Origin of the sequence: Mesorhizobium sp. M0664 (genome assembly GCF_040320565.1) — a bacterium.
Lineage (GTDB): Bacteria > Pseudomonadota > Alphaproteobacteria > Rhizobiales > Rhizobiaceae > Mesorhizobium.
The window spans coordinates 76,782-102,653 of the sequence record NZ_JAMYPW010000013.1 but is presented as its reverse complement, the minus strand read 5'-3'; the positions used below and the strand labels follow the sequence as shown (position 1 = coordinate 102,653).

Here is a 25,872-nt window from a genome sequence, read left to right as displayed (position 1 = left end):
CCGGTTCCGCTTTACTTCGATGCCGAAGGCGCGGTGCGGCTGTCGACGGCGACGACGACGCTCAGGCCGGCGCGCAGCTTGCCCGTCTTCAGCACATCCGCGGGCACGTCTATGCGAACCGGAACGCGCTGCACCACCTTGGTGAAATTGCCTGTGGCGTTTTCCGGCGGCAGCAGCGAGAACACTGCTCCCGAAGCCGGGGCCAGCGACGACACGGTACCCTCGATGTCCTGACCGTCGATCGCGTCGACCGACACTCTGACCTTTTCACCAGGCACCAGCCGGGCAAGCTGGGTCTCCTTGAAGTTGGCGACGATGTAGAGCTTGTCCATTGGCACGATGACGGCGAGCTTCTGTCCGGGGCTGATCAGGTCGCCCTGCTCGACCGAGCGGTTGCCGACCACGCCGTCATAGGGTGCGCGCAGCACGGTGAAGGACAGATCCCGCACCGCCTTGTCGTGGGCAAGCTGCAGCGAGCCCAGCGTACTTGCCGATTCCGCCCGCTGCGCCTGGAGCACGCCGATATTCGCCTGAGCCGCCGCGATCTGCGCGTCGGCGCCGGCTAGTGCGGCATTGGCTTGCTCGACCGCCGTCTGGGCATCGTCCAACTGGGCCTGGGTACCGACGCGGGTCTTGAGCAACTGGGCGGCACGAACCTGAGCTCGCTTCGCATTATCGGCCGCGGCCTGGTCGGCGGTCTTCTGCGCCTGCGCCTGCTTGAGCGAGGCGCGCGCCGCCTCGGTCTGGGCATCGATGCGGTCGAGCGTCTTGCTCAACGTGGCGATCTGCGCCTCGGCCTGAGCAACGGCTATCTTGTAGTCACCGTCATCGACGATCAGCAACGGGTCGCCGGCCTTCACCTGCTGGTTCTCGGTCACTTTGACCTGATCGACATAACCCGAGATTTTTGGCGAGATGAACGCGGTGTCGGCCTGGACATAGGCATCGTCAGTCGTGATCATGAAGCGCCCGTCGGTCCAGTAATCATAGCCATACCAGGCGCCGGCGCCCAGCAGGGCCAGGCCGATGATGGGCAACAACATCGAGCGCGTCGAGCGCTTCTTCTTGGCGGGAGCCAGCGGGGTGACGTCGGCGGGCTTGAGAGGGGTTTCCGGCGCTTCGATCGCAGGCTGGACGACCTTGGCACTGGGGAAGGGGCGGACTTCGGCACTGGTGGGCGCGTTCGAGGACATGATATCTCTCTAAATTAACTGGCGCTGAATTTTGTCAGACTGAACCGTTCGGTTCGATCTCGACGTTGACTTAGCGCTTAAAGAGGACCATATCAAGAGCAATCGAACCGGATGGTTCGAATTATTTTACGAGGTGTGACATTATGGCCGAAGCCCCCAAGGCCGCTCCTTTGCCTGATTCAGGCCCATTGCCCGGCGCTGGCAAGGACCAGTGCGATCTGCTGGACAGCCTGCCGCGCGGCCGCCCGGCCGCGGGTCAAGACCCGGTCAAGCGCAGCCAGATCATCGACGGTGCGCGCCGTGTCTTCATCGAAAAGGGCTTCGAAGCCGCGTCGATGAACGACATTACGCGCGAGGCCGGCGTGTCCAAGGGCACCATCTATGTCTACTTCGCCAACAAGGAAGAGCTCTTCGAAGCGCTGATCGAGGAAGAGCGCGGCACGATTTTCAAGAACATGTATGAGGTGCTCGACCAGATCGGCGACCTTCGCCAGACGCTGGTGAAGTTCGGCATCGTGCTGTCCATGAAGATCACTTCCGCGAGGGTCATCCTGGCGCAGCGGACGGTGATCGGCGCGTCGGAACGCATCCCGGAGCTTGGTGCCCGGTTCTACGAACGCGGCCCGAAGCGTGGCCATGACAGGGTCGTCGTTTTCCTCAACATGGCTATCGAACGCGGCCTGCTGAAGATCGACGACGTCGAGCTTGCCGCCTATCAGTTCACCGAGCTGTGTCTGGCCGGTCTTTTCCGCCAGTGCATTTTCGCCTATCGCACCAAGGCGCCAAGTGTGGCCGAGATCGAACACATCGTCAGGTCGGGCGTCGATGTGTTCCTGAAGGCCTACAGCACCGAACAGCTTGCAGAGCAGGAACGGGCCTCCAGCCCCGCCTGACAGGCTGCCAGGGTCGGTGGCCTATCCGCCATTGGCGGCGAGCACGATCGCCGCACGCAATTCCTCGAGGCCCTCGCTCTTTTCCGACGACGTGGCGAGCACGAAGGGGAAGGCCGCCGGGCGTTTCTTGATCTTCTGGAGCGTTTCCTCGACCAGTCGCGGTACCCCCGCCGCCTTGATCTTGTCGGTCTTGGTCAGCACGATCTGATACGACACCGCCGCCTTGTCGAGCAGCGACAGCACCTCGTCGTCCTTGGCCTTGATGCCATGGCGGGCATCGATCAGCACGTAGACGCGCTTCAGCGTCACCCGGCCCTTCAGATAGTCGAACACGAGCTTCGTCCACTCGTCGACCTTTTCCTTCGGTGCCGTGGCGTAGCCATAGCCTGGCATGTCGACCAGCGCCATCGGCGGCAGATCGGCGCCTTCTCCCGAAAATCCGCCAGGCACGAAATAGTTGAGCTCTTGCGTCCTGCCCGGCGTGTTGGAGGTGCGCGCCAGCCCCTTCTGGTTGACCAGCGCGTTGATCAGCGACGATTTGCCGACATTGGAGCGGCCCGCAAAGGCGATCTCGGGCGGACCCTCCGGCGGCAGGAATTTCATTGCCGGCACGCCGCGGATGAATATCCAGGCTCGCGTGAACAATTCGATGCCGATCGTGGTCTTGTTCAACGCGTTCAAACCGCTGCCTCCAGAAGAAAAATGTTGCTGCCACGAATGGCATTGAGATTGCGGCTGATCTTTTCTACCGGCCAGTGCCACCACGCCAGCGCCAGCAGCCGCCGGATGGTCCTGTCATCGAAGCGCATCTTCACCACCTTCGACGGATTGCCGGCGACGATCGCATAGGCCGGCACATCGTGCGTCACCACCGACTTTGCCGCGACGATGGCACCGTCGCCGATCTTCACGCCGGGCAGCATAACCGCTTCCATGCCGATCCAGACGTCGTTGCCGACGATTGTGTCGCCACGCACCTCCTTCGACCATGTCGCCGGGTCGAAACCTTCCTCCCAGCCGTGACCAAAGATGTTGAACGGATAGGTCGAAAAGCCGGACATGGCGTGATTGGCGCCGTTCATGATGAAGCGCGCGCCTTCGGCAATGGCGCAGAACTTGCCGATGATCAGCCTGTCGCCGATGAACGGATAATGATGCAGCACGCATTTTTCGGCGAATTTGTCGGGTCCGTCAGGGTCGTCATAATAGGTGAAGTCGCCGATCTCGATATTCGGCGCCGTCACCAGCGGCTTCAGAAAGCCGACGCGCGTGTGCAACGGGATCGGATGCTTGATCGATGGATTGGGTCCGGTCATATCGAGCTCCGTCGAGCAACTGCCAGGCAGGTCAAAATAGCGCGATCCGTCCGGCAGTACCAATCGCTTAATCCAGACCGGCAGCCTGTGCAAAAAGCCCCGGACGAACCAGGGCTTTTTGGTCTCGCATCGTCGGAGCGCCGGCTATTCCGCCGGCGACGGTTTCTTGCGGAACAGCGCGACCAGATTGTCCCACAATTCGATCTTGGCGCCCTGCCGCTTCATGATCACGCCCTGCTGCAGGATCGACAGCGTGTTATTCCAGGCCCAGTAGATAACGAGGCCGGCCGGAAAACCCGCCATCATGAAGGTGAAGATCACGGGCATCCACGTGAAGATCGCCGCCTGCGTCGGGTCCGGCGGCGTCGGGTTCATGCGCATCTGCAGGAACATCGTCACGCCCATGATCAGCGGCCAGACGCCGATCATCAGCATGTGCGGCAAGGTAACGGGGATCAGCCCGAACAGGTTGAAAATCGATGTCGGGTCCGGCGCCGCCAGATCCTGGATCCAGCCGAAGAACGGCGCGTGCCGCATCTCGATGGTGATGTAGAGCACCTTGTAGAGCGAGAAGAACACCGGGATCTGCAATGCCACCGGCCAGCAGCCGGCGAGCGGATTGATCTTCTCGGTCTTGTAGAGCTCCATCATCGCCTGCTGCTGCTTCATCTTGTCGTCCGCGTATTTCTCGCGGATCTCGAGCATCTTGGGCTGCACCTTCTTCATGTTCGCCATCGACGCATAGGACTTGTTGGCGAGCGGGAAGAACAGCGCCTTGACGATGACGGTGGTGGCGAGGATCGCCAGACCGAAATTGCCGAAGAATTTGTAAAGCGTGTCGATCAGCCAGAACATCGGCTTGGTGATGAAATAGAACCAGCCCCAGTCGATCAGCAGATCGAACTGGCGGATATGACGGTCCTTTTCATAGGCGTTGATCGTCGAAACTTCCTTGGCGCCGGCGAATATCTCCGACTCCACGGTCGTCGATTGCCCGGGAGCGATTGTGACCGGATCGGACAGGAAATCGGACTGGTAGCTGTGCGGATGGGGCCCGCTTTTGAACTCGAAATAAGAGAATTTGGGCTGAAATTCGCGGCCGCTCGGCGGCACCAGGGTCACCGCCCAGTATTTATCGGTGATGCCGAGCCAGCCGTCGGTCGATTTGCCTGGCTTGAATTCTCTCTCCGATTCGACCTTGGAGTATTTGTACTCTTGCAGGCCTTCGCTGCCGGTAACACCGATCAGGCCTTCGTGCAGCACATAAGTGCTGGCGATAGCCGGCTTGTCGAAACGGGTGACGCGGCCATAGTTCGACAACGTCGCGGGTGCCGAGCCCCCATTCTGGACCGTGTCGGACACGGTGAACATATATTGGCTGTCGACAGAGAAGGTGCGCTTGAAGGTCAGGCCCTTGTCATTGGTGAAGGTCACCGTGACCGGCGTCGCTGGCGTCAGAGTCGCATTGCCGTCGGTCTGCCAGACCGTGTCAGGGCCGGGCAGCCTGCCCAGATCCGGCGTGCCGGAAAAGCCGATCTCGGCGAAATAGCCGTTCGGCAGGGACGCCGGGTTGAGCAACGCGATCTCGGGCGAAGTCTTGTCGACCGTCTCCGTGTAGTGCTTGAGCCGGAGGTCGTCGAGGCGCGCACCGATGAGGTTGATCGAGCCTTCGAGGCTCGGCGTGTCGATCTTGACGCGGCTGGTCGAGGCAATCGCCTGGTCGCGGCCGGCCGCGGTGACGGCTTCGCCGCCAGGCGCGTTCGGAATGGCGCCCGGCTGCACCGGTGTTTCGCTGGCGCCCGGGCTGGTGCCTTGGGCGGCCTTCTTCCGCTCCGCCACGCGCTGCTCTTCGATGCGGGCGGCTTCGCGCTGCATCTCGCTGCGCGGCATCACATAGAAATATTGCCAAAGCGCCAGGATCAGCACCGACAGTGCGATGGTGATGAAGAAGTTGCGGTTGTTTTCCATCGAAGCCCTTGGCCTATCGTGTTCCACGCAATCTGCGGGAGAGTTCGGCCTTCAACTGGCCGAACGGAGTGGTAAGCACGTCTTCGCGCCCGACGATGACATAATCATTGCCGGGCGCCATGTCATCGGCGGCATGCGTGCGCACGGCCTCTCTGAGCCGCCGCCGGATGCGGTTGCGAACGACGGCGTTGCCGACCTTCCTGGTGACGGTGTAGCCGACACGCGGCGCCTCGCTGTCGCCGCGGCCCAGGACCTCGACGAGGAAAAGCCGCCCGCGGCGCTTTTCGCCGCGGCGGACAGCCAGGAATTCCGCGCGCTTCAGAAGCCGCTTGGGATGGGCACCCGTTGGCTTGCCGGTTGCGGGCAACGATCTTGTCTCTCGCTTGGTGCTCAGGCGCTGAGACGCTTGCGGCCGCGGTTGCGGCGGGCTGCGACGACGCCGCGGCCACCTTTGGTGGCCATGCGGGCGCGGAAACCGTGCCTGCGTTTGCGGACGAGTTTGGACGGCTGGTAAGTACGCTTCATTTGTTTAAATACCGCGGGGTGCGGCCCTTCTTGATTCTGTCACTTTGTAACAGGAGCTTTGCCGGGCCGGTTTTGGCGCGATCGAAACCGCGCCGGGACGAATGGCCCGAGCGTGAGCGGGCTTATAGAAAGAAGGGTTTTGGAAGTCAATCCAGGGTGTCGGGCCGGCGTTGTCGGACCGGCAGGGAAGTCCTTGCGGCCCTTTGTCCGGCTTCGACCAAGGATGAATTTGGCAAAAAAGCCGCAATCGCCTAATCTTGCCCGATCAAGCGATCGTGAAGACGAGCAGTCCCTAAGACAAGCAGCCGTGATGACAGGCAGCCGTGACGACGAGCATGAGTGAAGTCCCAGCAACCGACGAAAGCATCGCCCAGGCGAAGGCCGCCACCCGCAGGGTGCCGCTGGCGCGCGGCCTGTCGACCAAGTTGCTGCTGCTCACCATCGTCTTCGTGCTGTTGGCCGAAATCCTCATCTTCGTGCCCTGGATCGCCAGCTACAGGCTGAGCTGGCTGAAGGAGAGGCTGAGCACCGCCGCCGCGGTGTCGATCGTCCTGGTACAGGGCGAACCTGCCTCGCTGTCGCGTGCCGCCCAGAACGACGTACTGATGGCGATCGGCGCCAAGGCGATCGCCGTGCGCGACGGCGGCGTCTCGCGGCTTCTGGTCGTGGCCGAAATGCCGCCGCAGGTCGACGAGCATATCGATATCGCCAATGTCGGCATGATCAAGGGCATGACCGGCGCGCTGGACACGCTGTTTTTCGGCGGCAAGCGGATGCTGCGCGTTTTCGGGCCGGTCGGCGACAGCGACAAAGAATTCGAGCTGATCATGCCCGACCACCGCCTGCGCAATGCCATGCTGATCTATTCGCGCAACGTCGCCTTCGTCTCGCTGCTGATCTCGCTGTTCACCGCCATGCTGGTCTACGCCGCGATAGACCTGATCATGATCGGCCCGATCAGGACAATGACACGCTCGATGCTGTCCTTTTCCGAGGCGCCCGACGATCCCGGCCGCATCATTCACCCCGCCGCCCGGGCCGACGAGATCGGCGTCGCCGAACGCGAGCTGTCGCAGATGCAGGAGCGGCTGCAGAAGATGCTGACCGAGCAGAAGCACCTGGCCGATCTCGGCCTGGCCGTGTCGAAGATCAACCACGACATGCGCAACATCCTCGCCTCGGCGCAACTGATGTCGGACCGCCTGCGCCAGGTCAAGGACCCGACCGTGCAGGCCTTCGCACCAAAACTGCTGCGCGCGCTCGACCGTGCGGTGTCCTACTCGGAGGGCGTGCTGGCCTATGGCCGCACCCAGGAGCCGCCGCCGTCGCGCCGCAGGCTGCGGCTGCGCCAGCTGGTCGAGGACGTCCAGGGCCTGCTCGACATCGAATGCGGCATCGAATTCGTCAACGCCGTCGATCCGGTGCTCGAGGTCGACGCCGATTCCGACCAGCTGTTCCGCGTGCTCACCAATCTTAGCCGCAACGCCGTGCAGGCGATGGCGGCGGACACCGAGAGCGCCGTGGTGCGCCGCCTGACCATATCGGCCGAGCGCATCGGCAGCGTCAGCCGCATCGTCGTCACCGACACCGGCCCCGGCCTGCCGCCAAAGGCGCGCGAAAACCTGTTCGCGGCATTTCGCGGCTCGGCCCGCAGCGGTGGCACCGGCCTTGGCCTGGCGATCGCCCATGAATTGATCCGCGCCCATGGCGGCACGGTGGAGCTGGTCGAATCGATCGGCGGCCGCACCACATTCGCGGTCACCATTCCCGACCAGCCGGTCCGGCTCGACCAGGCCCGCAACGGGCTGCGCCGCCCGGCGTAACGAACCGTTTCGTTACGGATCGTTTCAATCACAAAGGGTTGGTCCGAGACTACGAGCCATCGACTCGGCCGCCGTGCAACGGCTCGTTTCGTTACGGACCGTTCCGATTGGCAAATGACCGATCCAAGACGACGACATATCGGCTCGGCCGCTGCGTGAAGTGATCTTGCCTTCGCCGGCCGGCGCATGACGGCAAAACATGACGGGCAAAACTTTTGGCCAGGATCGGCTTGCTTTTCGTAAATTCAGTCGCTAGGGAACACGTCACATCGCGGCCGGTCGCCAGGATCGGATCGCGGGGCTATGCAAAGCATGGCCTGTTGCGCGCCCGTAGCTCAGCTGGATAGAGCACCAGACTACGAATCTGGGGGTCAGGAGTTCGAATCTCTTCGGGCGCGCCATTAAACTCAATGTACGGCCCGGGGACATAGGTAACAGAATCTGCCGCCACTGGCCGGAAGGTTGCCTTGAGTGAGCGCCGTCCTTGCAAAGAGCGGATGGTCCGCTGATGCTACTCAGTCGGCCTGCTTAATCTCCGGGCCCGGTTCAGTCGGCGGGCCTGGCGTGCAATCCTGGCCGGTGCATTCCTGCACCGGATCTTTCGCCGGCGGCAGACAATTTTGGCCTTCACAATGAACGGGCGGCTGCGCTGTTGCGGCTTTATTGTTCTGCGGCACAGGCCGATCCTCAGCGCGAACGGCCGGTATTCCAAGGTCGATCACGGCCGTGCACAAGAGCGCAATCCGAAGCAAGTTCATTTTCGCCTCCGCAACTGACAGGGAGACGCAAATTATATCTTCGAACTGCGGCCAACATCCTGTCACCCGCGAACGGCGTTAACAGTGCGTTTCATTGCCGGTCGGAAGGGCGTACCGATTGAGATCGAGCGTCATCCTCTTCCTGGCGAAATAGCGCCAGAAACGGAGCTTTCGGCCAGAGGTGACTGAAGCCAACCTTCCGATTTTTCTGTACACCTGTTCGAAGGGTTCGAGGTGCGTTAGGGCCTCGCATATTCGAGGTTTTCAGTTCTTTCACGGGGGAACGTACATGACGGCATTCAACAGCGTCCGTTTCCGGGTCAAGCCGGGTAGTGAAGACGAATTCGTCGAACTGTTCAGCAGCGCTCCGCGCAATTTCGAGGGATTGCGAAAAATGGCTCTCATCAAATCGGGAGATGGCGCCTTCTTCTCGATTGGAGAGTGGGACACGTTTCAGCATATGGTCGATGCCAGGCCCAAAATGCTGGGCAATCTTGATCGGTTCCGGCATACGTTGCAGCAGCTTGAGGGCGGATATACGGATGCTGTTTCCGGCGAGGCTGTCTTCGAAACGGACGGCAGGAGCAGCGGCAGGTCGGTATAGTTTCGCACTTCGAAAAGCTTATGCCGTGCGCCACTTCCCGGCTCTATCACCTAAACCGCACATTCCCCCTGGAAAGCTCTGCCACCGACCTGCATCCCATCAGCCGCATGTCGCGTTCGATCTCGGTTCGCATCAGGCCGAGTGCCCGTTCGACGCCGGCCTGTCCGGCGGCTGCCAGCGGGAAGAGATAGTAGCGCCCGACGCCGACGGCCTTGGCGCCCAACGACAGGGCTTTCAGCACATGCGTGCCGCGCTGGACGCCGCTGTCGATGATGACGTCTATCTTGTCGCCCACCGCGTCAACGATCTCCGACAGCTGGTCGAAGGGGCTGCGCGAGCCGTCCAGCTGCCTGCCGCCATGATTTGACAGAACGATACCGGTGCAGCCGATGTCGACGGCTTTTCTGGCATCGGCGACGCTCATGATCCCCTTCAGGCAGAACTGGCCGTTCCAGAAGCGGACCATGTCTTCGACGTCCTTCCAATCCAGCGATGGATCGAGGATCTCGGTGAAATAGCGGCTGATGGAAAGCGCTCCGCCACCGAGATCGATATGGCCGTCCAACTGCGGCAGGCTGAACTTTTCGTGTGTCAAATAGTCGATAGCCCATCTCGGCTTGATCGCGAACTGCATCATGCCGCCGGGCGTAAGCCGAAAGGGGATGGAAAAGCCGGTCCGCAGGTCACGCTCGCGGTTTCCGCCGGTGACGCTGTCGACCGTCAGCATCATCACCTCGACGCCGGACGCCTTGGCGCGCTCCATCATGGCGCGGTTCAGGCCGCGATCCCTATGGAAATAGAACTGATAGACCTGCGGCGTCCTGTGCTTGCGGACTTCCTCCAGGCTGACCGTGCCGAGCGACGAGACGCCGAACATCGTGCCGAACTTCTCCGCCGCCGCGGCGACGGCGCGCTCGCCGCTATGGTGAAACAGTCGCTGGAGAGCCGTCGGCGAACAATAGACCGGCATCGCCAGCTTCTGGCCCATGACGGTGACCGACATGTCGACCTGTCCGACGCCGGCAAGGACGTTGGGGACGAGATCGCAGTCCTCGAACGCCGCCGTGTTGCGCCGCAGCGTCGTCTCGTCGTCCGCGCCGCCATCGATATAATTGAAGATCGGACCTGGCAGGCGCTGTTTTGCCAGCCGGCGGAAGTCCTGAAAATTGTAGCAGCTTTGCAATCTCATGAAATCAATCGGGTATATGCCGGGCCCGATGTCAAGCCTGTGCCATTGTCGATCGCCGGCGCTCTCGCCTCAGCCCGCCAGAGCGCCAACCGACTCCCGCTCCACCAGCGGGCATTCGAGCTTGGTGATGGGATAGCGGCCACGACCGGGAGCAGCGGGGACTTCGAGCTGCTCGATCGCCCATTGTCCCATCGCCATATGCGGCAGGATCGACGTCGTCAGCGGCGGGAACAGATGCCGCGCGATCTCCTCGTCGTCATAACCGATCACCGAAATATCCCGGGGGATGTGCAGGCCGGCCTCCTTCAGCGCCTCGTAGCAGCCGATCGCGGTGCGGTCGTTCTGGCAGAAGATGGCGGTCGGCCGGTCCTTCAGCGCCAAGAGCTCGACGGTCGCGGCATAGCCGGCGCTCGCCGACCAGTCGCCTTCGACGACCAGCGCCGGGTCGAACGGAATGTCGGCCGTCGCCAGCGCCCGGCGGTAGCCCTTCAGCCTGTCCTGCGCCGCCTGCATCCAGGGCTCGCCGGTAATGGTGGCGATACGCCGGTGGCCATGGCCGATCAAGTGGCGGGTGGAGCTCTGGCCGCCGGCGATCTCGCTCGGCACCACGGCGGGGAAGGCATAGTCGGCGGTGTAGCAGTTGAGCAGGATGACCGGAATGTCGAGGCCGTAGAGATAGTCCGGCGCGACGATCTCGCGGGTGAAAATGGTCATGTAGATCAGCGCCGAAATGCCCCGCTTGGTCAGAGCCGCGATGGCACGGGGCTCCATCACCTCGTCGCCCATGGTCTGCGCCACCAAAAGCACATTGCCGGCGTTCCACGAGGCTTGCCGCGCCCCTTCAATGGCGACGACCGCCTCCGGGCTGGTCGCCAACTGGTCGACGACGAAGCCGATCACGCCATCCAGCCCGTCGAATGCGGCAACCGGGGCTCGCAAGGCAGAAAACACGGGCGGCGAATAGCCCAGCGTTCGCGCCGTCTCGATCACCCGCTCGCGGGTTTGCTGCGACAGCCTGATGCCCGGCGTGTTGTTGAGCACGAACGAAACCGTCGCCTGCGAACAGCCTGCCGCCCTTGCGATGTCGGTCATGGTAACGCGGCCCTTGGGGTTTTTCCCGGACAGCTTGCGCCGCCTGGTACCCTCAAGGACGGGATCACGCAGTGGTTCGTTCATGTCATTGGTCCCGCGAATCTCGCATTTATAGGGCGAAGCGATACTAATAGATATAATCGACTCTCTTAGGCGATTTAATCCCCGATCCAAAACGGTTGCGACTGGGGAGGCCTCACTTGTTTGTGGGCGAGAATCCCGACCAAACTAATACTCTTTACTAATATCTGGCATCCCTATAACGTCAATCCATCATGCCCGGACGACGTCGGACCGCGCATGTTCGGAACGCAAGTCAGCCTGGTATCGGACGGTTCCCGTCAGTCGAAGCTTGCCTGCCGCTCCGGGAAATGTCAGACAAATCGGACTATTTACGAACGGCGAATGAGTCTCTAAAGTCGACGATAGCGGCTGGAATGGCGTCGTTCTTCGCTGCCGGAAACCCTTGAGGAGGAGGGCGTCCAAGCCGCGCCGGCACGTTCATCATCAGCGAAAATTACTGAGTCAAATGGGAGGTTGAATATGAAATCTGCGATACGAAATGCGTCCGTCGCCGCTGCGGCCCTGCTGCTCGGCCTTTCCGCCAGCGCAATTGCGCGGGCCGACGACAAGCCGACTCTGGCCTTCGTCGTCAACGGCGCTTCCGATTTCTGGAAGGCGGCCGAAGCCGGCGTCAAGAAGGCTCAAGGCGAACTGCCCAAATACAATCTGGAGCTCAAATATCCGGAGCAGTCCTCGGTCGCCATCCAGCAGCGCCTGATGGACGATCTGGTGACGGCCGGCGTGAAGGCGATCATGGTCTCGGCCGTTGATCCCAAGACGTCGACCGACGGGCTGAACAAGATCGCCTCGGAAACGGCGTTGTTCACCACCGACAGCGACGCACCGCAGACCAAGCGTGTCGCCTATATCGGCTCTTCCAATGTCGATGCCGGCAAGCAGGCGGCAGAGATCGCCAAGAAGGCAATGCCTGACGGCGGCAAGTGCCTCGGCTTCGTCGGCCTGCTCGGCGCCGACAATGCCAAGGAACGTATCCAGGGCATGAAGGACGGCCTCGCGGGCACCAAGATCGAATTGGTCGACGTGCGTGGCGACGACATCGATCAGGCTCGCGCCAAGAAGAACGTCGAGGACGCGCTGGTCGCCAGCCCCGACGTCACCTGCATGGTCGGCTTCTATTCCTACAACACGCCGCGCATCTATGAAGCGCTGCGCGATGCCGGCAAGCTCGGCCAGATCACCGTCGTCGGCTTCGACGACGATCCGATCACGCTGGGCGGCGTCAAGGAAGGCACCGTCGCCGCTACCGTCGTGCAGCAACCCTTCGAATGGGCCTATCAGGGCATGAAGCTGATGGCTGCCTATCTCGAGGGCGACAAGTCGGGCATTCCCGCCGATGGACTGATCATCATCCCGACCAAGATCATCGGCAAGGACGATGTCGACGCCTACGCCGCCAGCCTCAAGGCGATGTCTGGAAACTGAGCGAATTAGGTTGCGCCGGCTCAAGGTTCGCCTTGAGCCGGCGTTCTATTGACGGGCTTCGCGAGGCCCGTCAGTCTGAGACCAAACGGCTCACCGGCTGCTGTCAGCGTGATGAATTATTCCGACCCATCCATCGTTGCATCCACGGACGCTCCGTTCCTGAGCCTCGACGGTGTGCGCAAGACCTATCCCGGCGTTGTCGCGCTGGACGGGTTCTCGATCGAGGTCAGGCCCGGCGAGGTCATCGGCCTGGTCGGCGAAAACGGCGCCGGCAAATCGACGCTGATGAAGATCCTCGGCGGCGTGACCCGGCCGGACACCGGCACCATCACCGTCGATGGCGTCGCCCATGACGGGCTGACCGTCGAGGCAAGCATCGGCTCGGGCATCGCTTTCGTCCACCAGGAACTCAACCTGTTCGAAAACCTCGACGTGGCCGCCAATATCTTCTTTGGCCGCGAACCGCTGCGCGCCGGGCCGCTCAAGCTCGTCGACCGCGCCAGGCTGCGAGCGCAGGCGGCGCCGCTGCTCAAACGCGTGGGCGCCAATTTCTCGGCCGATACGCCGGTGTCGGCGCTGTCGCTGGCGCAGCAGCAAATGGTCGAGATCGCCAAGGCGCTGTCGATCGAGGCAAGGCTGGTTATCCTCGACGAACCGACCTCGAGCCTGCCGATCGCCGAAACCGACAAGCTGCTCGGTGTCATCAAGGCGCTGAAGGCAGACGGCATCAGCGTCATTTTCATCTCGCACCGCCTGCACGAGGTCGAGCGCGTCGCCGACCGCGTCGTCGTGCTCAGGGACGGCATGCTCGCCGGAACCTTGCCGAAGAGCGCCATCAATCACGACCAGATGGTCAAGCTGATGATCGGCCGCATGCTGAAGGAGCGCGAGAAGGCCGCGGAATCGGCGCGCCCACCGGGCTCTGTCGCGCTGTCGGTCAAGGCCATTCGCACCGCTGCCTATCCCGACCGGCCCGTCGACCTCGATGTCAGGCATGGCGAGATCCTCGGCCTCGCCGGTCTCGTCGGCTCCGGCCGGACGGAGCTGGCGCGCGTCCTGTTCGGCATCGACAGAAGCTTTGGCGGCTCGTTCCAGCTTGACGGAAAAGATCTGGTTCTTGGTTCGGCCGCGGACGCAGTGGCCAACGGTATTTTCCTCGTCCCCGAGGATCGCAAGCTGACCGGCATCCTGCTCGACCTGTCGATTGCCCAGAACATTTCGCTGCCCAATCTGCCGGCGCATTCGCGGCGCTCGCTGGTCTCGGCCGGCGCGGAATCCGCCACCGCCGAGAAGCAGAAGACCGATCTCGGCATCAGGGCGCCCTCCGTCCAGACGCGCACCGGTACGCTGTCGGGCGGCAACCAGCAAAAGGTCGTGCTGGCCAAATGGCTGGCGATGAAGCCGAAGGTGATGATTCTCGACGAACCGACCCGCGGTATCGACATCGGCGCCAAGGCCGAGATCTACGGGCTGATGCGGGCGCTGGCCGATGCCGGCGTCGCCGTGCTGATGATCTCCAGCGACATGGAGGAGGTGATCGGCGTTTCCGACCGCATTGCCGTCATGCATGAAGGCCAGATCTCGGGCATTCTCGACAAGGACCGGTTCAGCCAGGAGAACGTGCTGCTGCTGGCGGTCGGCAAGCAGCCGAAGTAGTTCGCAGGCACTGGGAGAAGACGATGAGCAAGAAAGATCTCGGCCTGCTGATCCTGATCCTGGTGGTCGGCGCGGTGGTGGCAATCATCAACCCACGCTTCCTGCTGCCGATCAATCTCGCCAACACCTCGAACCTGATCGGGTTGTTCGGCATCCTGTCGATTGGCCAAGCCTTCGTCATCATCACCGGTGGCATCGAATTGTCGGTCGGCTCGGTGGTTGCGCTGCTCGGCGTGCTGTTCATCGACTTCATCGCCACGCGCGGCATGGCCTGGCCGGTCGCCCTGCCGCTGATCCTGGTGCTCGGCGGCATCATCGGGCTGGCGCATGGCTGGCTGATCACCCGGCTCAAATTGCAGCCTTTCGTGGTGACTTTGTGCGGCCTGTTGATCTATCGCGGCGTGGCGCGCTTCTACACCGCTGACGGCACCGCCGGCTTTGCCTTCGGACAGAACTTCCCGGAACTCGAGTTCCTGACGGCGGGGCGGTCCTGGGGCGTGCCGAACAGCTTCATCGCGCTGATCGTCATCGCCGTCGTCATGTGGGTGGTGCTGCACCGGTCGGTGTTCGGGCGCTATCTCTATGCCATCGGCAAGAACGAGGAAGCGGCAAAATATTCCGGCATCCGCACCGGCCGCATCGTCATGGCCGCCTATGTCATCTGCGGCGTGCTGACGGCGCTGTCAGCTATCTATTTCGCCATGTACACACGCTCGATCTCGCCGGCGAGCCACGGCCAGTTCTACGAGCTCTATGCCATCGCGGCCGCGGTGCTCGGCGGCTTCTCGCTGCGTGGCGGCGAAGGCTCGCTGATCGGCGTCCTGCTCGGCACGGTGCTGCTGCAGGAGCTGCAGAACCTCGTCAACCTGCTCGGCATCCCGTCCTCGCTCAACTTCGCCGTCATGGGCGGGGTGATCCTCATCGGCGTGCTGGTCGACCAGCAATGGGGCGTGTTCAGCGCGCGGCGGCGGATGCTGGAAGCCACACGCAAGGGCGTGGCGGGTGCTGCCGCTGAGTGACGCAAAAATAGCTGGATGAAATTCGCCGACTGCCATGGCAGGTGGCGTGAAAGAGTCAGCCGGAACTTCGCGACAGCAGTTCAGGTCGGTCTCTATTTGGAACGAAACGCGTATCTGAGCGTTTGTTTAAGCTTTGCTACGCGGAGGCGTTCCATGCCCACGAATCCAGTTAGTACCGCCAAAGTAGGAACTCACCCCCTCCACCCGATGCTGATACCTTTTCCTGTCGCGTTTCTTGTCGGTGCGTTTGTCACCGACCTGGTTTTCTGGGGGACTGCCGATGCCTTCTGGGCACGGGCATCGATGTGGCTGATCGGGGCAGCCATCGTAATGGCCCTTCTCGCTGCGACAGCCGGTTTTATCGACTTCCTCAACGAGCCGCGCATTCGCGCCTTGTCCGACGCCTGGTACCACATGCTGGGCAACTTGACCGCGGTCGTTGTGGCACTGATCAATTTCTACCTGCGCTATGCGCAAGGCGCCGAAGCCGCGGTCCGCCCATGGGGTGCGCTCTTGTCGTTCATAGTGGTCTGCATACTGCTGTTCACCGGCTGGAAGGGCTGGGAGATGGTGTATCGGCACCACGTTGCAGTTCTGGATACACCAGCGGATGCGCCAGCGAAGCCGTCGACAACCACTGCCACGGACACTCGTCACGCTGGTCGGGACCGGCACGCCGCATGAGGCCATAATCCCGAGAAGTGGATACCGGTTTCTAAAAAAGATATCGGTTAGACAAGTAGCGCGCATTCCGAATGCATCGGGATGGGCGCGCCTTAGATAAGGCCCGACATGTCGGAGAAGGCCATGGCCTTGCGCAGCACTTCGGCGAAGCGCTCGCCGGCGGCTTCACGAAGACCGCTATTGTCGATCGAGGTGACACCCGGTCCGGACAGCGCCACATTGGCACTGCGCGCCAGCCGTGCCAGCACTTCCCCGCGCGACTCGCGACCGCGCAATGCCAGCCGCTCGGCCAGGATCTCCGGTGTAGCCGTGATCTCGACGATAGCCAGATTGGCGTAGCGCTCCCGCAGCGCCGGGATGATCGCGCGCGAGACGTTGGCGATCGCGACACGGCCGTTGGAGACTGACCAGTCGACTTCGGCCGGGATGCCGTAGCGCAGGCCATGCGCCTCCCAGGAAATGGCGAAGGCACCATCCGCTTCGGCCTCGACGAAGGCAGCATCGGCGAGCGTATCGTGATCCTCGGTGGCCGCATCGCTCGGCCGGGTGATCACCCGGCGCACGAACTCCAGCCGGCTCTCGTCGGCAAACACGGCGCGCGCATAGCCGATCACCGTGTCCTTGCCGGCACCGCTCGGCCCGACGACGGCGACGAAGACACCGTCGCGGATCGGAAATCCGATAGCGGACAATTCACGCTCGACCGATGCCGACACCATCATGCGACCCGGCGTCCCTGCCGCCAGACCGTGCGGACGACCGGGACATGGTCGTCGACGCGCACGCGAACCAGATCGGCGCGCCGGCCGGGCTCGATGACACCGCGATCGGTGAGGCCGACCGCCTCGGCCGGGTTCTTCGAGACCATCGCCACCGCCTGTGGCAAGGAAATGCCCTCGACCACGTCGCCAAGGAAGAAGGCTGACTGGATCAGACTGAAGGGAATGTAGTCCGACGACAGGATATCGAGCAGGCCATCGCCGGCCAGCGTGCGGGCCGAGACATTGCCCGAATGCGACGCGCCGCGCATGACGTTCGGCGCGCCCATCAATACGCCGAGCCCTGCCTTTTTCGAAGCCCGTGCTGCCTCCTCGGTGGTCGGGAACTCGGCGACGCGCACACCTTGCTCGATCGCTTCGTCGACATGGCCGACGGTCGCGTCGTCATGGCTGGCGAGCACGATGCTGCACTCATGACAAGCCGCGGCGATGAAGCTGCGGTTCGGGCTCGAATTCCTCGCCGATTCAGCCATCCGCTTTTCGCAGAATTTCTGGAAATCGCGATCGGTCAGCTTCAGCTTGCGCTGGTAGTAATAGGCGTAGGTTTCCAAATTGACGAACTGGCGCTGTCCGGGCGCATGGTCCATCAGCGACGCCAGCCTGACCCGCTCGTCGCCGTCGAAATTGGCGAAGGCCGTGAGGCAGTCCGGCGCCGAAACCTCGCAACGCAGATGGAGGAAATGGTCGGCCCTGAGCCGGTCCTGCTGCACGCTGTCCTCGATCGCGTCGGCCAGCTTGCGTATGTCGGCGGCCGTCAGGTCGGCATCCTCGTCCATGCCGACACGCAAGGCGTCGAGCACGGTGGTGATGCCGGCGGTCGCCACCTGGGCGTCATGCGCGAGCACGGCTGCGATCGGGTTCCAGCGCACTTTCGGCCGCGGCGCGTAATGGCCTTCGAGATGGTCGGTATGGAGCTCGACCAGGCCAGGGATGATGAAGTCGCCGCCCATGTCCTCGCCGCTGCGGCCAGCGCCGGGATCGATGGCGGCGATCACCCCGTCGCGCAGCACGATCGACCCTTCGACGATCTGGTCGGCCAGCACGATACGGGCATTGTCAAGAACGGTCTCGGCAGTCATTTCAGGCAGTCCTTGCAGCATTTTGCAGCCAATTGAAAATGAATTGGCGTCGCACTATCCGGTTAAAGCAAATAGCCATTTAGGCAGTTCTTCTGGCCGGGCGGCGCCCGAGCGCGTGATGCGACAGCACCATGAACGGCGCACCCGGTTCAGTTTCCACAAACAGCGTCAGCGCGTCCACCGCCACCGGCCGTTGCAGCACGTCCGTAAACAGGCTGTCGATTGCTAGGCGAAGACGAGGGCTTTCCTGTGACGACACCCGGCCGGACAGCGTCATATGGAAGCGAAACGTCTCGAAGACATAGGGATAGCCCCACTGGCAGAGATTGCGGAACTCGTCGGGCTTCAGCGAATCGGGGCTGCGCCGTTCGATCTCGGCTTCCGTCAACGGCGCGCGGAAGCGGTCGAAGTCGCGCACAACGTCGTCGGCGAAGCGGTTGAGCGCCGGCAGCGGTGCTTCCGGCACCAGCGCGAAGAAGCCGTCGATCTGGCTGACGACGAGGCGCGGGATCGTAACCAGCGGCGTCGCCTCGGCAAAATCGTCGAGTGCTGCACGAAGCGACGCTTCCGTCTCGTTGGAGGCCAGTCTGAAGGGCGCCTTCAGTGTCGCATGAAAGCCATAGCGGCGCGCCGAGGCGGTATGGAAGGCAACTTCTGCCGCCGACAACTCGCCCGCAGCCTCGACCGGCTTTGTGGCGGCACCGAATGGGTCGCGGGCGAGCCAGTCGGCAGCGATCCGTGCCAGCGGTTCGTCCTGTCGGGGGGTGAAATAGATCGCGTAGCGCATCGAAAGTCCTCGTCAGCCCCGCTGCCATAGGTGATTTCCATGACGAATTGACGAAGCTTTGCGGCGTTTTCGGTAACAAAACCACACAGCCGGGTCGTTAGCCGACGATTTTTCGCTTGGACCAGCGGTTGGGGCGAAGGGGAAGTGGTTAGGCCTTCATCAGCCATTCGTGCTCGGGCGCGTTGTGGAATTTCCACGTCCGCTTCGGTCCGGCCATGACGTTGAGATAATAGAGATCATAGCCGTGGCAGGCGGCGCAGGGGTGATAACCCTTGGGGACCAGCACGACGTCGCCGTCCTCGATCGCCATCGCCTCGTCGAGCGAACGAGCACCGTTCTCGTCGGCATCGGTGTAGACGCGCTGGAAAGCAAAGCCCTGTGGCGGGTTGAGACGGTGGTAATAGGTCTCCTCGAGATAGGATTCAGCCGGCAGATTGTCCTGGTCGTGCTTGTGCGGCGGATAGCTCGATGTGTGGCCGCCGGGTGTGATGACCTCGACCACCAGCAAGGAATCGGCCGGCTTGCCCTCCGGCAGGATGTTGGTGACATAGCGCGTGTTGGTGCCTTTGCCGCGAACCTCCTGGCCGAGATCGTCGGGCGCGATGACACGGACCTGCAGACCGCCGCCCAGTCCTGGCGCCGAACAGACGGCAAGTTCGAGATCGGTATCGGCGCTCACCGACCACTCCGACCCCTGCGGCACATAGACCGACCAAGGCTTGCCTTCGAACGGCGACATGCGTTCGCCCAGCAAGCCGAGATCCTTGCCGCCGGCCTTGGCCTTGCCCTTGCCGGTGACGAACACCAGGCAGACCTCACGATCCGCGGTTTGCCCGGAAGCGCTCTCGCCGGGCCTGAGCCGATGCAGATCGAAGCCGACATAGGTCCAGCCGGCGTTTTGCGGCGTCACATGAGCGACGCGGCCGTGGCCCTTATTGGCTTTGACGAGCAGCTTAGACATGGTCATTCCTTCGGTTTGGCGTCTGCCGATGGCTCGTCCTCGTCAGCCGGCTTGTAGAGGTAGAAAAACTGCCAGACGGCATAGCCGGCGAAGCCGAGCGCGATCACGCCCCAGAACGGCGTGCCGGTGGCGAATTCGATTACCGACCAGACCAGGCAGACCGCGACAACGGCGACGCGCCGCCACAGCGGCCGGAAAAACGGGTGCTCGGAGTCTTTCATCGGATCAACACCTTTCCTCGCGAACTCTCAAGCATTGGGAAAGCCCTGTGTCTCCACCGTATAGCCGGCCGCCGTCATAGCCCGCATCAATTCCTTGTAGCCGACCTGCGCCATCTTGAGCGGCGGGTTCTTCTTCGGATCCTGCTCGGCCTCGACCACGAACCAGCCTTCATAGCCATGGTCGGCGAGCCTCTGGACGATCGCGCCAAAATCCAGCGAGCCATCTCCCGGCACGGTGAAGGCGCCAAGTGCCACCGCGTCGAGGAAGGATTGCGTGTTGCGATCCAGCTTTTGGATCACCTCGATGCGCACATCTTTCACATGCACATGGTTGATGCGCGGGTGGTGGTTATCAATAGCGCGCAGCACATCGCCGCCGGCAAAGGCCAGGTGACCCGCGTCGAGCAGCAATGGAATGCCTTCTCCCGAATAGCGCATGAAGGCATCCAGCTCTGGCTCGGTCTCAACTACTGCCGCCATATGATGATGGTAGGAGAGCGGCATGCCTTGCTCTGCACACCATTCGCCGAACTGCGTGAGCCGCCGGGCGTAGGCTTTCATTTCCTCGTCCGAAAGCCTGGGCTTGCTGGCGAGCGGCTTCGAGCGGTCGCCCTGGATGGAGCGGCCGACTTCACCATAGACGATGCATGGCGCGTTCACCGCCTTGAACAGGTCGATCATCGGCTGGATACGATCCTTGTTCTTCGCCATGTCTTCGTCGACCAGCGTCCCCGAGAACCAGCCGCCGCAAAGCGTCACGTCGGCCTCTTTCAGGATCGGCAGCATGATTTGCGGATCGTTGGGAAAGCGGCGGCCCATTTCCATTCCGGTAAAGCCAGCCGAGCGCGACTGGCGCAGGCACTCCTCCAGCGACACATCATCGCTGAGTTCGGCAAGATCGTCGTTCCACCATGCAATGGGGGACATGCCCAGTTTGGCTTTCAAGTCGTCACTCCAGTTTCAGACATTCGAGGCGCGTTCGCGGATGGCTAAAGAACCCGCCCGCTCAGCGCTTCCTCATATTTCTTGCGCGCCGCATTCACTTGCGGCCGTGCCGAGACTTCCGGCACTGCGACATCCCACCAGCTTCCACCAGCCTCGGTCGAAACCAGCGGGTCGGTGTCGATGACCAGCACCGTCGTTCGCGTGTTCTTCTTCGCTTGCACCAACGCCGTTTCCAGCCCGGCGATCGATGGCACTTTTTCGGCAATCGCACCCATGCTCGCAGCATGCGCGGCGAAGTCGATCTCGGGCAAGGCTTCGTGACGGGCGTCCTTCAGCAGATTGTTGAAGTTGGCGCCGCCGGTCGCCATCTGCAACCGGTTGATACAGCCATAGCCGCGGTTGTCGAGCAGCACGATGGTCAGCTTGAGGCCGAGCATCACCGAGGTCGCGATCTCGGAATTGAGCATCAGGTAAGAGCCGTCGCCGATCATCACCACGACCTCTTCGTCCGGCTTGGCCATCTTGACGCCAAGCCCGCCGGCGATTTCATAGCCCATTGTCGAGAAGCCGTATTCTGCGTGGTAGGAGCCGGGCGCGCCCGCCTGCCATAGCTTGTGCAATTCGCCGGGCAAGCCGCCGGCCGCATGAAGCAGTACCACGCCGGAGCCCATGGCGCGCTGTACTGCGCCGATCACTTGCGCGTCGGACGGATAGGCGGCATTGGTCGACGCCGTCACCTTGTCGGCATCCGCTTGCCAGCTCTTCTTGCCCGTGATCGCATTGTCGGTCCAGCCTGAAGGGGCTTTCCAGCCTTTCAGCGCCGCAGCGAGTTCGGCGAGCCCTTCCGCCGCATCGGCGACCAGCGGCAGCGCCTGGTGCTTTCCGGCGTCAAAAGGCTGCACGTTGAGCCCGATGATGGTCCTGCCGGCATGCTTGAACAATGCCCAGGAGCCGGTGGTGAAATCCTGCAGTCTGGTGCCGACGGCAAGCACGACGTCGGCCTCTTCGGCCAGCCTGTTGGCCGCCGAAGTGCCGGTAACGCCGACCGCGCCCATGTTCAACGGATGATCGTCCGGGAGCGAGGATTTGCCGCCTTGCGTCTCACAAACTGGAATGCCGGCGCCTTGCACCAGTTTTGCCAGCTCCTCGGACGCCTGCGAATAGAGTGCGCCGCCGCCCGCGATCACCAGCGGCTTTTTCGCTGCTTTGAGTACCGCGACTGCGGCCGCCAGTTCGTTGCGGTCCGGGCGCTGCCGTCGCGGCGTCCAGAGTCGCTCGGCAAAGAAACTCTCGGGGTAGTCATAGGCCTCGGCCTGCACGTCCTGGCACAGCGCCAGCGTCACCGGGCCGCATTCGGCGGGATCGGTCAGCACCTGCATGGCGCGGTTGAGCGCCGGCATGATCTGCTCCGGCCGCGTGATGCGGTCGAAATAGCGCGACACCGGGCGGAGGCAGTCATTGACCGTCGCCGTGCCATCGGAAAAATCCTCGGCCTGCTGCAGGACGGGATCGGGAATGCGATTGGCGAAGACGTCGCCAGGCAGAAACAGGACAGGCAACCTGTTTACATGCGCAAGTGCCGCAGCGGTCACCATGTTGAGCGCGCCGGGGCCGATCGAACTGGTCGCGGCCATGAAGCGGCGGCGGAAATTGGCCTTGGCGTAGGCGATCGCCGCATGCGCCATTGCCTGCTCGTTATGGGCACGGAAGGTCGGCAGTTCGTCGCGAACCTGGTAGAGCGCCTCGCCGACGCCGGCGACATTGCCGTGGCCGAAGATCGCCCAGACTCCGCCGAAGATCGGCACTTTCTTGCCGTGCATCTCGGTCATCTGTCGGGCAAGAAAGCGGGTCAGCGCCTGCGCCATCGTCAGGCGGATTGTCTTGGTCATGTCGGTTCCTCCGCAGTGCTTATGTCGCGCCTTCTTATGCTGCTTTGCGACCGCGCGCGGCAAGCCATGCCTCGGTCAGTTTTTCGAAACGCGATGCCATGTCGGCCACCGCCTCCTCGTCCGACATCTTGCCGGCAAGCCATTGTTCGGCCGCGTTAATGAAGATGGTGCGGCCGACAGCGAAGCCTTTGACGATAGGCGCCTTGGCGGTGGCGGCGAAGGCCGCTTCCAGCTCGTCCTGCGGCGCTTCCAGGCCAAGCAGCACAATTCCACGGCACCACGGATCGTGCTTCAGGATCACCGCTTCGATCTTTGCCCATGCGCCGGCCGATGCCTGCGGTTCGAGCTTCCACCAATCGGGCTTGATGCCGAGTGCGTAGAGTTCCTCGAGCGCGCGCGGGATGGTCATGTCGTCGAGCCTGCCGTGCTTGCCGGCGATGATCTCGACCAGAAGTTCTCTGCCCATTTTCCGCGCGGCCTCGAACAAAGCGCGCAGTTTCTGCTGCTGTTCGCTCTTCAGCGCCGCGGGATCGTCGGGATGATAGAAGCACAGGCACTTGATGCAGTGGTCGACCGGCCATTCGGTCAGTTGCGAACCTATGTCTTGCGAGAACTCGAAGCGAAGCGGCCGCGAACCCGGCAACTCGACCGGCCGGCCGAGCCAGGCGAAGGAATGGTGGGCGAATTCGAACATCGCCTCGCGTCCGTATTTTTCGTCGAGCAGCATGCCGTAGCCGGCGCGGCCAGCCGCGACCTTGGCCGCAGCCTTGACCGTCAGCACCTTGAAAGCCGGGATTCGCGACGGATCGGCGCCGGCTTTTGCCGCGACATCCTCCAGCTGGACGCGGTGGTCGCAGGCGAACGCCATCAGCGAGGGGATGTCGCGCCGGCGCGTGGTCGCCCAATGGATGTGATTGATCGCCTCGTCCTTGCGCAGCGCCAGATGCTTGCTGCCGTTTTTCAGGAAGAACTGCAATTCCTCGAAAGTCGGGTATTCCGGTGCGCAGAGGAGCCGCGACACGGCAAAGGCGCCGCAGGCATTGGCCCAGGTCGCCGCCGTCGCCAAGCCTTCCTCGCCGAGCCAGCCGCGCAGGAAGCCCGACATGAAGGCGTCGCCGGCGCCGAGCACATTGTAGACCTCGATTGGAAATCCCTTGCCGACGATACCGTCCTCGAGGTCGTCGCTGATCGGCCCGTCATAGACGATGCAGCCCATGGCGCCGCGTTTCAGCACGATGGTTGCCGCCGACAGCGAGCGGATGGTTTTCAGCGCGCTCAGGCAATCGTCTGCGCCCGAGGCGATCATGATTTCCTCTTCGGTGCCGACGATGAGATCGCAATCGGGCAGCACCGTCTTCAACTGCGCCGAGACGCGGTCGGATTTCACATAGCGCTCGAAGCCTTCGGCGTGGCCGGCGAGACCCCAGAGGTTCGGGCGGTAGTCGATGTCGAACACCACCTTGCCGCCCTTGGCTTTCATGATACGGATCGCCTTGCGTTGGGCGGCGTCGCTGTTGGGCCGTGAAAAATGCGTGCCGGTGACGACGACCGCGCGTGCCGAAGCGATAAACGCCTCATCGATATCGTCTTTCGAAAGCGCCATGTCGGCGCAATCGCTGCGATAGAAGATCATCGGCGAGACGCCTTCATCCTCGACCGACAGCAGCACCAGGGCGGTCAGCCGCTCTGGATCGGTCTTGAGACCTTGGACCGAAACGCCCTCGCGGGTCAGCTGCTCGCGGATGAAGCGGCCCATCTGCTCATTGCCGACGCGGGTGAGCAGCGCCGAGCGCAGGCCGAGCCTGGCAGTACCGACCGCGATATTGGCCGGACAGCCGCCGACCGACTTGGCAAAGGAAGTAATGTCCTCGAGGCGCGAGCCGATCTGCTGGCCGTAGAGATCGACGGAAGCGCGGCCGATGGTGATGATGTCGAGCGGCGCATGTCTCGCTTCCACGGCTTCGCCCATTCGAACCTCCCATCGGCTTGTTGTATTGGGTAACACGCGCGAGCGGCAGCGTGGCGCCGGCAATATGAAATAATAATTCCAATCCATAGTCAATATGGAACGAGCATTCCCAAGGCTGAAAAGTGCTGTGCAAGGCTCGCGCGTTCAGAAACTTTGAAGTCAGACGAACGTCAAGTGTCTACCACTGAAACCAGCTGATTTACCAAGGAAGCGGGCCATCATCGTTGAAGTACCCGGCGGTCGGGCCATCGGCGTCCAAGGTCGCCAGGTGAATGACGATCTCGGCCGCCTGCTGCACCGTGCGGTGACCTTTATACCCGTTGAGATCGGTGGCAGTGTAGCCGGGCGCCGCGGCGTTGACCTTGATGCCTTGCGGCGCGAGCTCCCTGGCGAATGCCACCGTGATGGCGTTCAAGGCTGTCTTGGAGCTGCCGTAGCCCATCATGTTAACGGCGTGGTTCGCAGTGGCGGTATCGAGCGCCCGGCCGATGGACCCGGTGGAGCTGCTCACCATCACGATCCGGGCAGCAGGTGCTGCCAGCAGCAGCGACAGGAATGCCTGGGTCACGCGGATCGGGCCGAAGACATTGACGTCGTAGGTGGCCTGGATGTCGGCGATCCGCTGCTGGCTCGGCGGCAGGTCGTAATTGATGGCGACGCCGGCGTTGTTCACCAGCACGTCGAGGCAGGGGCTGGCCTGCCTGAATGCCTCGGCTGCCGCCTTCACACTGTCATCCCGCGTGACGTCCAGCTCAAGCCACTCCACGTCGAGGCCTTCGGCGCGCAATGCCTGCGCCGCCGCCATGCCGCGTTCGGCGCTCCTGGCGCCGAGCCAGACCTTGAAGCCCTTGGTCGCCAGTTGCCGGGCGATTTCACGGCCTATACCCTTGTTGGCGCCGGTCACCAGCGCGCTTTTCGATGTCGTCATATCGGTGTCTCCATGTTTGCTGTGGAAGACCCACAAATGGCGCGAGACAGCGGGCGCCGCGCGCCGGAAATTCTCCGGTTCTTGCCTA

General features: G+C 62.6%; 24 protein-coding genes and 1 tRNA gene. 8 read left to right on the top strand and 17 right to left on the bottom strand.

The window, feature by feature from the left end:
* Positions 1 to 11: 11 nt before the first annotated feature.
* Positions 12 to 1,193, bottom strand: a complete 1,182-nt coding sequence (locus NKI39_RS15235; protein ID WP_352832652.1) for an HlyD family secretion protein — start codon at positions 1,191 to 1,193, stop codon at positions 12 to 14.
* A gap of 143 nt (positions 1,194 to 1,336) precedes the next feature.
* Here NKI39_RS15235 and NKI39_RS15230 point away from each other — a divergent pair, with 143 nt between their 5' ends.
* Positions 1,337 to 2,086, top strand: a complete 750-nt coding sequence (locus tag NKI39_RS15230; protein ID WP_352832650.1) for a TetR/AcrR family transcriptional regulator — start codon at positions 1,337 to 1,339, stop codon at positions 2,084 to 2,086.
* Between the two features lie 21 nt (positions 2,087 to 2,107).
* On the opposite strand, the gene yihA is transcribed toward NKI39_RS15230, so the two are convergent.
* The 5 genes from yihA to rpmH all read right to left on the bottom strand — a co-directional run bounded on the left by yihA (position 2,108) and on the right by rpmH (position 5,895).
* On the bottom strand, positions 2,108 to 2,767 hold the full coding sequence (yihA, locus tag NKI39_RS15225; RefSeq protein WP_352472343.1) for a ribosome biogenesis GTP-binding protein YihA/YsxC: 660 nt from the start codon (positions 2,765 to 2,767) through the stop codon (positions 2,108 to 2,110).
* Complete coding sequence (locus tag NKI39_RS15220; RefSeq protein WP_352682273.1) at positions 2,764 to 3,402, bottom strand: CatB-related O-acetyltransferase; 639 nt, start codon at positions 3,400 to 3,402, stop codon at positions 2,764 to 2,766. The genes yihA and NKI39_RS15220 overlap by 4 nt, the downstream gene beginning before the upstream one ends.
* A gap of 144 nt (positions 3,403 to 3,546) precedes the next feature.
* The gene (gene yidC, locus NKI39_RS15215; RefSeq protein WP_352832647.1) at positions 3,547 to 5,370 is read right to left on the bottom strand and encodes a membrane protein insertase YidC; all 1,824 of its coding nucleotides are present in this window, start codon (positions 5,368 to 5,370) and stop codon (positions 3,547 to 3,549) included.
* Between the two features lie 13 nt (positions 5,371 to 5,383).
* Positions 5,384 to 5,737: a ribonuclease P protein component gene (gene rnpA, locus NKI39_RS15210; protein ID WP_352539960.1), complete on the bottom strand. Its 354-nt coding sequence runs from the start codon at positions 5,735 to 5,737 to the stop codon at positions 5,384 to 5,386.
* A gap of 23 nt (positions 5,738 to 5,760) precedes the next feature.
* Positions 5,761 to 5,895, bottom strand: coding sequence for a 50S ribosomal protein L34 (rpmH, locus tag NKI39_RS15205; protein WP_008833937.1), 135 nt, complete (start codon positions 5,893 to 5,895; stop codon positions 5,761 to 5,763).
* Between the two features lie 335 nt (positions 5,896 to 6,230).
* On the opposite strand from rpmH, the gene NKI39_RS15200 reads away from it, so the two are divergent.
* The 3 genes from NKI39_RS15200 (at position 6,231) to NKI39_RS15190 (ending at position 9,080) form a co-directional block, all read left to right on the top strand.
* A complete protein-coding gene (locus NKI39_RS15200) occupies positions 6,231 to 7,718 on the top strand; it encodes an ATP-binding protein (protein WP_023677495.1) in 1,488 nt (495 codons plus the stop codon).
* Between the two features lie 324 nt (positions 7,719 to 8,042).
* A tRNA-Arg gene (locus NKI39_RS15195) sits at positions 8,043 to 8,119 on the top strand.
* Positions 8,120 to 8,765: 646 nt separating this feature from the next.
* A complete protein-coding gene (locus tag NKI39_RS15190; protein WP_352619465.1) occupies positions 8,766 to 9,080 on the top strand; it encodes an antibiotic biosynthesis monooxygenase family protein in 315 nt (104 codons plus the stop codon).
* A gap of 46 nt (positions 9,081 to 9,126) precedes the next feature.
* Here NKI39_RS15190 and NKI39_RS15185 read toward each other — a convergent pair whose 3' ends face one another.
* On the bottom strand, positions 9,127 to 10,269 hold the full coding sequence (locus NKI39_RS15185; RefSeq protein WP_352832644.1) for an alpha-hydroxy acid oxidase: 1,143 nt from the start codon (positions 10,267 to 10,269) through the stop codon (positions 9,127 to 9,129).
* A 69-nt stretch (positions 10,270 to 10,338) separates the two neighbouring features.
* Positions 10,339 to 11,361 carry a LacI family DNA-binding transcriptional regulator gene (locus tag NKI39_RS15180; protein ID WP_502898572.1) on the bottom strand — a complete coding sequence of 341 codons (1,023 nt, stop codon included), beginning with the start codon at positions 11,359 to 11,361 and terminating at the stop codon, positions 10,339 to 10,341.
* A gap of 543 nt (positions 11,362 to 11,904) precedes the next feature.
* On the opposite strand from NKI39_RS15180, the gene NKI39_RS15175 reads away from it, so the two are divergent.
* The 4 genes from NKI39_RS15175 to NKI39_RS15160 all read left to right on the top strand — a co-directional run bounded on the left by NKI39_RS15175 (position 11,905) and on the right by NKI39_RS15160 (position 16,226).
* Positions 11,905 to 12,867, top strand: coding sequence for a sugar-binding protein (locus tag NKI39_RS15175; protein WP_352453003.1), 963 nt, complete (start codon positions 11,905 to 11,907; stop codon positions 12,865 to 12,867).
* Between the two features lie 111 nt (positions 12,868 to 12,978).
* The gene (locus tag NKI39_RS15170) at positions 12,979 to 14,523 is read left to right on the top strand and encodes a sugar ABC transporter ATP-binding protein (protein ID WP_352832673.1); all 1,545 of its coding nucleotides are present in this window, start codon (positions 12,979 to 12,981) and stop codon (positions 14,521 to 14,523) included.
* A 23-nt stretch (positions 14,524 to 14,546) separates the two neighbouring features.
* The gene (locus tag NKI39_RS15165) at positions 14,547 to 15,542 is read left to right on the top strand and encodes an ABC transporter permease (protein WP_352832638.1); all 996 of its coding nucleotides are present in this window, start codon (positions 14,547 to 14,549) and stop codon (positions 15,540 to 15,542) included.
* 153 nt (positions 15,543 to 15,695) lie between these two features.
* On the top strand, positions 15,696 to 16,226 hold the full coding sequence (locus tag NKI39_RS15160) for a DUF2231 domain-containing protein (RefSeq protein ID WP_352472336.1): 531 nt from the start codon (positions 15,696 to 15,698) through the stop codon (positions 16,224 to 16,226).
* 92 nt (positions 16,227 to 16,318) lie between these two features.
* Here the strand turns inward: NKI39_RS15160 and phnN are convergent, their stop codons facing one another.
* The 9 genes from phnN to NKI39_RS15115 all read right to left on the bottom strand — a co-directional run bounded on the left by phnN (position 16,319) and on the right by NKI39_RS15115 (position 25,784).
* Complete coding sequence (gene phnN / locus NKI39_RS15155) at positions 16,319 to 16,948, bottom strand: phosphonate metabolism protein/1,5-bisphosphokinase (PRPP-forming) PhnN (RefSeq protein WP_352769659.1); 630 nt, start codon at positions 16,946 to 16,948, stop codon at positions 16,319 to 16,321.
* The gene (locus tag NKI39_RS15150; protein WP_352832635.1) at positions 16,945 to 18,084 is read right to left on the bottom strand and encodes an alpha-D-ribose 1-methylphosphonate 5-triphosphate diphosphatase; all 1,140 of its coding nucleotides are present in this window, start codon (positions 18,082 to 18,084) and stop codon (positions 16,945 to 16,947) included. Before NKI39_RS15150 ends, phnN begins: the two co-directional genes overlap by 4 nt.
* A gap of 79 nt (positions 18,085 to 18,163) precedes the next feature.
* Positions 18,164 to 18,871: a DUF1045 domain-containing protein gene (locus NKI39_RS15145; RefSeq protein WP_352832632.1), complete on the bottom strand. Its 708-nt coding sequence runs from the start codon at positions 18,869 to 18,871 to the stop codon at positions 18,164 to 18,166.
* Positions 18,872 to 19,019: 148 nt separating this feature from the next.
* Complete coding sequence (iolB, locus tag NKI39_RS15140) at positions 19,020 to 19,832, bottom strand: 5-deoxy-glucuronate isomerase (RefSeq protein ID WP_352832629.1); 813 nt, start codon at positions 19,830 to 19,832, stop codon at positions 19,020 to 19,022.
* 2 nt (positions 19,833 to 19,834) lie between these two features.
* Positions 19,835 to 20,053, bottom strand: a complete 219-nt coding sequence (locus tag NKI39_RS15135) for a hypothetical protein (protein WP_023677508.1) — start codon at positions 20,051 to 20,053, stop codon at positions 19,835 to 19,837.
* A 27-nt stretch (positions 20,054 to 20,080) separates the two neighbouring features.
* A complete protein-coding gene (iolE, locus tag NKI39_RS15130; protein WP_352832626.1) occupies positions 20,081 to 20,998 on the bottom strand; it encodes a myo-inosose-2 dehydratase in 918 nt (305 codons plus the stop codon).
* A gap of 44 nt (positions 20,999 to 21,042) precedes the next feature.
* Positions 21,043 to 22,887 (bottom strand): 3D-(3,5/4)-trihydroxycyclohexane-1,2-dione acylhydrolase (decyclizing), encoded by a 1,845-nt coding sequence (gene iolD / locus NKI39_RS15125; protein WP_352832623.1) that lies wholly within the window; start codon positions 22,885 to 22,887, stop codon positions 21,043 to 21,045.
* Between the two features lie 34 nt (positions 22,888 to 22,921).
* Entirely contained in the window at positions 22,922 to 24,856 is a 1,935-nt protein-coding gene (locus NKI39_RS15120) for a bifunctional 5-dehydro-2-deoxygluconokinase/5-dehydro-2-deoxyphosphogluconate aldolase (RefSeq protein WP_352832620.1), read from the bottom strand.
* Between the two features lie 199 nt (positions 24,857 to 25,055).
* Positions 25,056 to 25,784 carry an SDR family NAD(P)-dependent oxidoreductase gene (locus NKI39_RS15115; protein WP_352832617.1) on the bottom strand — a complete coding sequence of 243 codons (729 nt, stop codon included), beginning with the start codon at positions 25,782 to 25,784 and terminating at the stop codon, positions 25,056 to 25,058.
* Positions 25,785 to 25,872: the final 88 nt, after the last annotated feature.

Bases quoted from the DNA above. Each gene is read 5' to 3' on its own strand.
- NKI39_RS15120 (WP_352832620.1), bottom strand. From the start codon at position 24,856: ATGGGCGAAGCCGTGGAAGCGAGACATGCGCCGCTCGACATCATCACC.
- NKI39_RS15175 (WP_352453003.1), top strand. From the start codon at position 11,905: ATGAAATCTGCGATACGAAATGCGTCCGTCGCCGCTGCGGCCCTGCTG.
- NKI39_RS15145 (WP_352832632.1), bottom strand. From the start codon at position 18,871: ATGCGCTACGCGATCTATTTCACCCCCCGACAGGACGAACCGCTGGCA.
- NKI39_RS15220 (WP_352682273.1), bottom strand. From the start codon at position 3,402: ATGACCGGACCCAATCCATCGATCAAGCATCCGATCCCGTTGCACACG.
- NKI39_RS15115 (WP_352832617.1), bottom strand. From the start codon at position 25,784: ATGACGACATCGAAAAGCGCGCTGGTGACCGGCGCCAACAAGGGTATA.
- NKI39_RS15165 (WP_352832638.1), top strand. From the start codon at position 14,547: ATGAGCAAGAAAGATCTCGGCCTGCTGATCCTGATCCTGGTGGTCGGC.
- NKI39_RS15235 (WP_352832652.1), bottom strand. From the start codon at position 1,193: ATGTCCTCGAACGCGCCCACCAGTGCCGAAGTCCGCCCCTTCCCCAGT.
- NKI39_RS15180 (WP_502898572.1), bottom strand. From the start codon at position 11,361: ATGACCGACATCGCAAGGGCGGCAGGCTGTTCGCAGGCGACGGTTTCG.
- iolD (WP_352832623.1), bottom strand. From the start codon at position 22,887: ATGACCAAGACAATCCGCCTGACGATGGCGCAGGCGCTGACCCGCTTT.
- NKI39_RS15150 (WP_352832635.1), bottom strand. From the start codon at position 18,084: ATGACTGCCGAGACCGTTCTTGACAATGCCCGTATCGTGCTGGCCGAC.
- NKI39_RS15230 (WP_352832650.1), top strand. From the start codon at position 1,337: ATGGCCGAAGCCCCCAAGGCCGCTCCTTTGCCTGATTCAGGCCCATTG.
- NKI39_RS15160 (WP_352472336.1), top strand. From the start codon at position 15,696: ATGCCCACGAATCCAGTTAGTACCGCCAAAGTAGGAACTCACCCCCTC.
- yidC (WP_352832647.1), bottom strand. From the start codon at position 5,370: ATGGAAAACAACCGCAACTTCTTCATCACCATCGCACTGTCGGTGCTG.
- NKI39_RS15190 (WP_352619465.1), top strand. From the start codon at position 8,766: ATGACGGCATTCAACAGCGTCCGTTTCCGGGTCAAGCCGGGTAGTGAA.
- NKI39_RS15185 (WP_352832644.1), bottom strand. From the start codon at position 10,269: ATGAGATTGCAAAGCTGCTACAATTTTCAGGACTTCCGCCGGCTGGCA.
- NKI39_RS15200 (WP_023677495.1), top strand. From the start codon at position 6,231: ATGAGTGAAGTCCCAGCAACCGACGAAAGCATCGCCCAGGCGAAGGCC.
- iolB (WP_352832629.1), bottom strand. From the start codon at position 19,832: ATGTCTAAGCTGCTCGTCAAAGCCAATAAGGGCCACGGCCGCGTCGCT.
- NKI39_RS15135 (WP_023677508.1), bottom strand. From the start codon at position 20,053: ATGAAAGACTCCGAGCACCCGTTTTTCCGGCCGCTGTGGCGGCGCGTC.
- phnN (WP_352769659.1), bottom strand. From the start codon at position 16,948: ATGATGGTGTCGGCATCGGTCGAGCGTGAATTGTCCGCTATCGGATTT.
- rpmH (WP_008833937.1), bottom strand. From the start codon at position 5,895: ATGAAGCGTACTTACCAGCCGTCCAAACTCGTCCGCAAACGCAGGCAC.
- NKI39_RS15170 (WP_352832673.1), top strand. From the start codon at position 12,979: ATGAATTATTCCGACCCATCCATCGTTGCATCCACGGACGCTCCGTTC.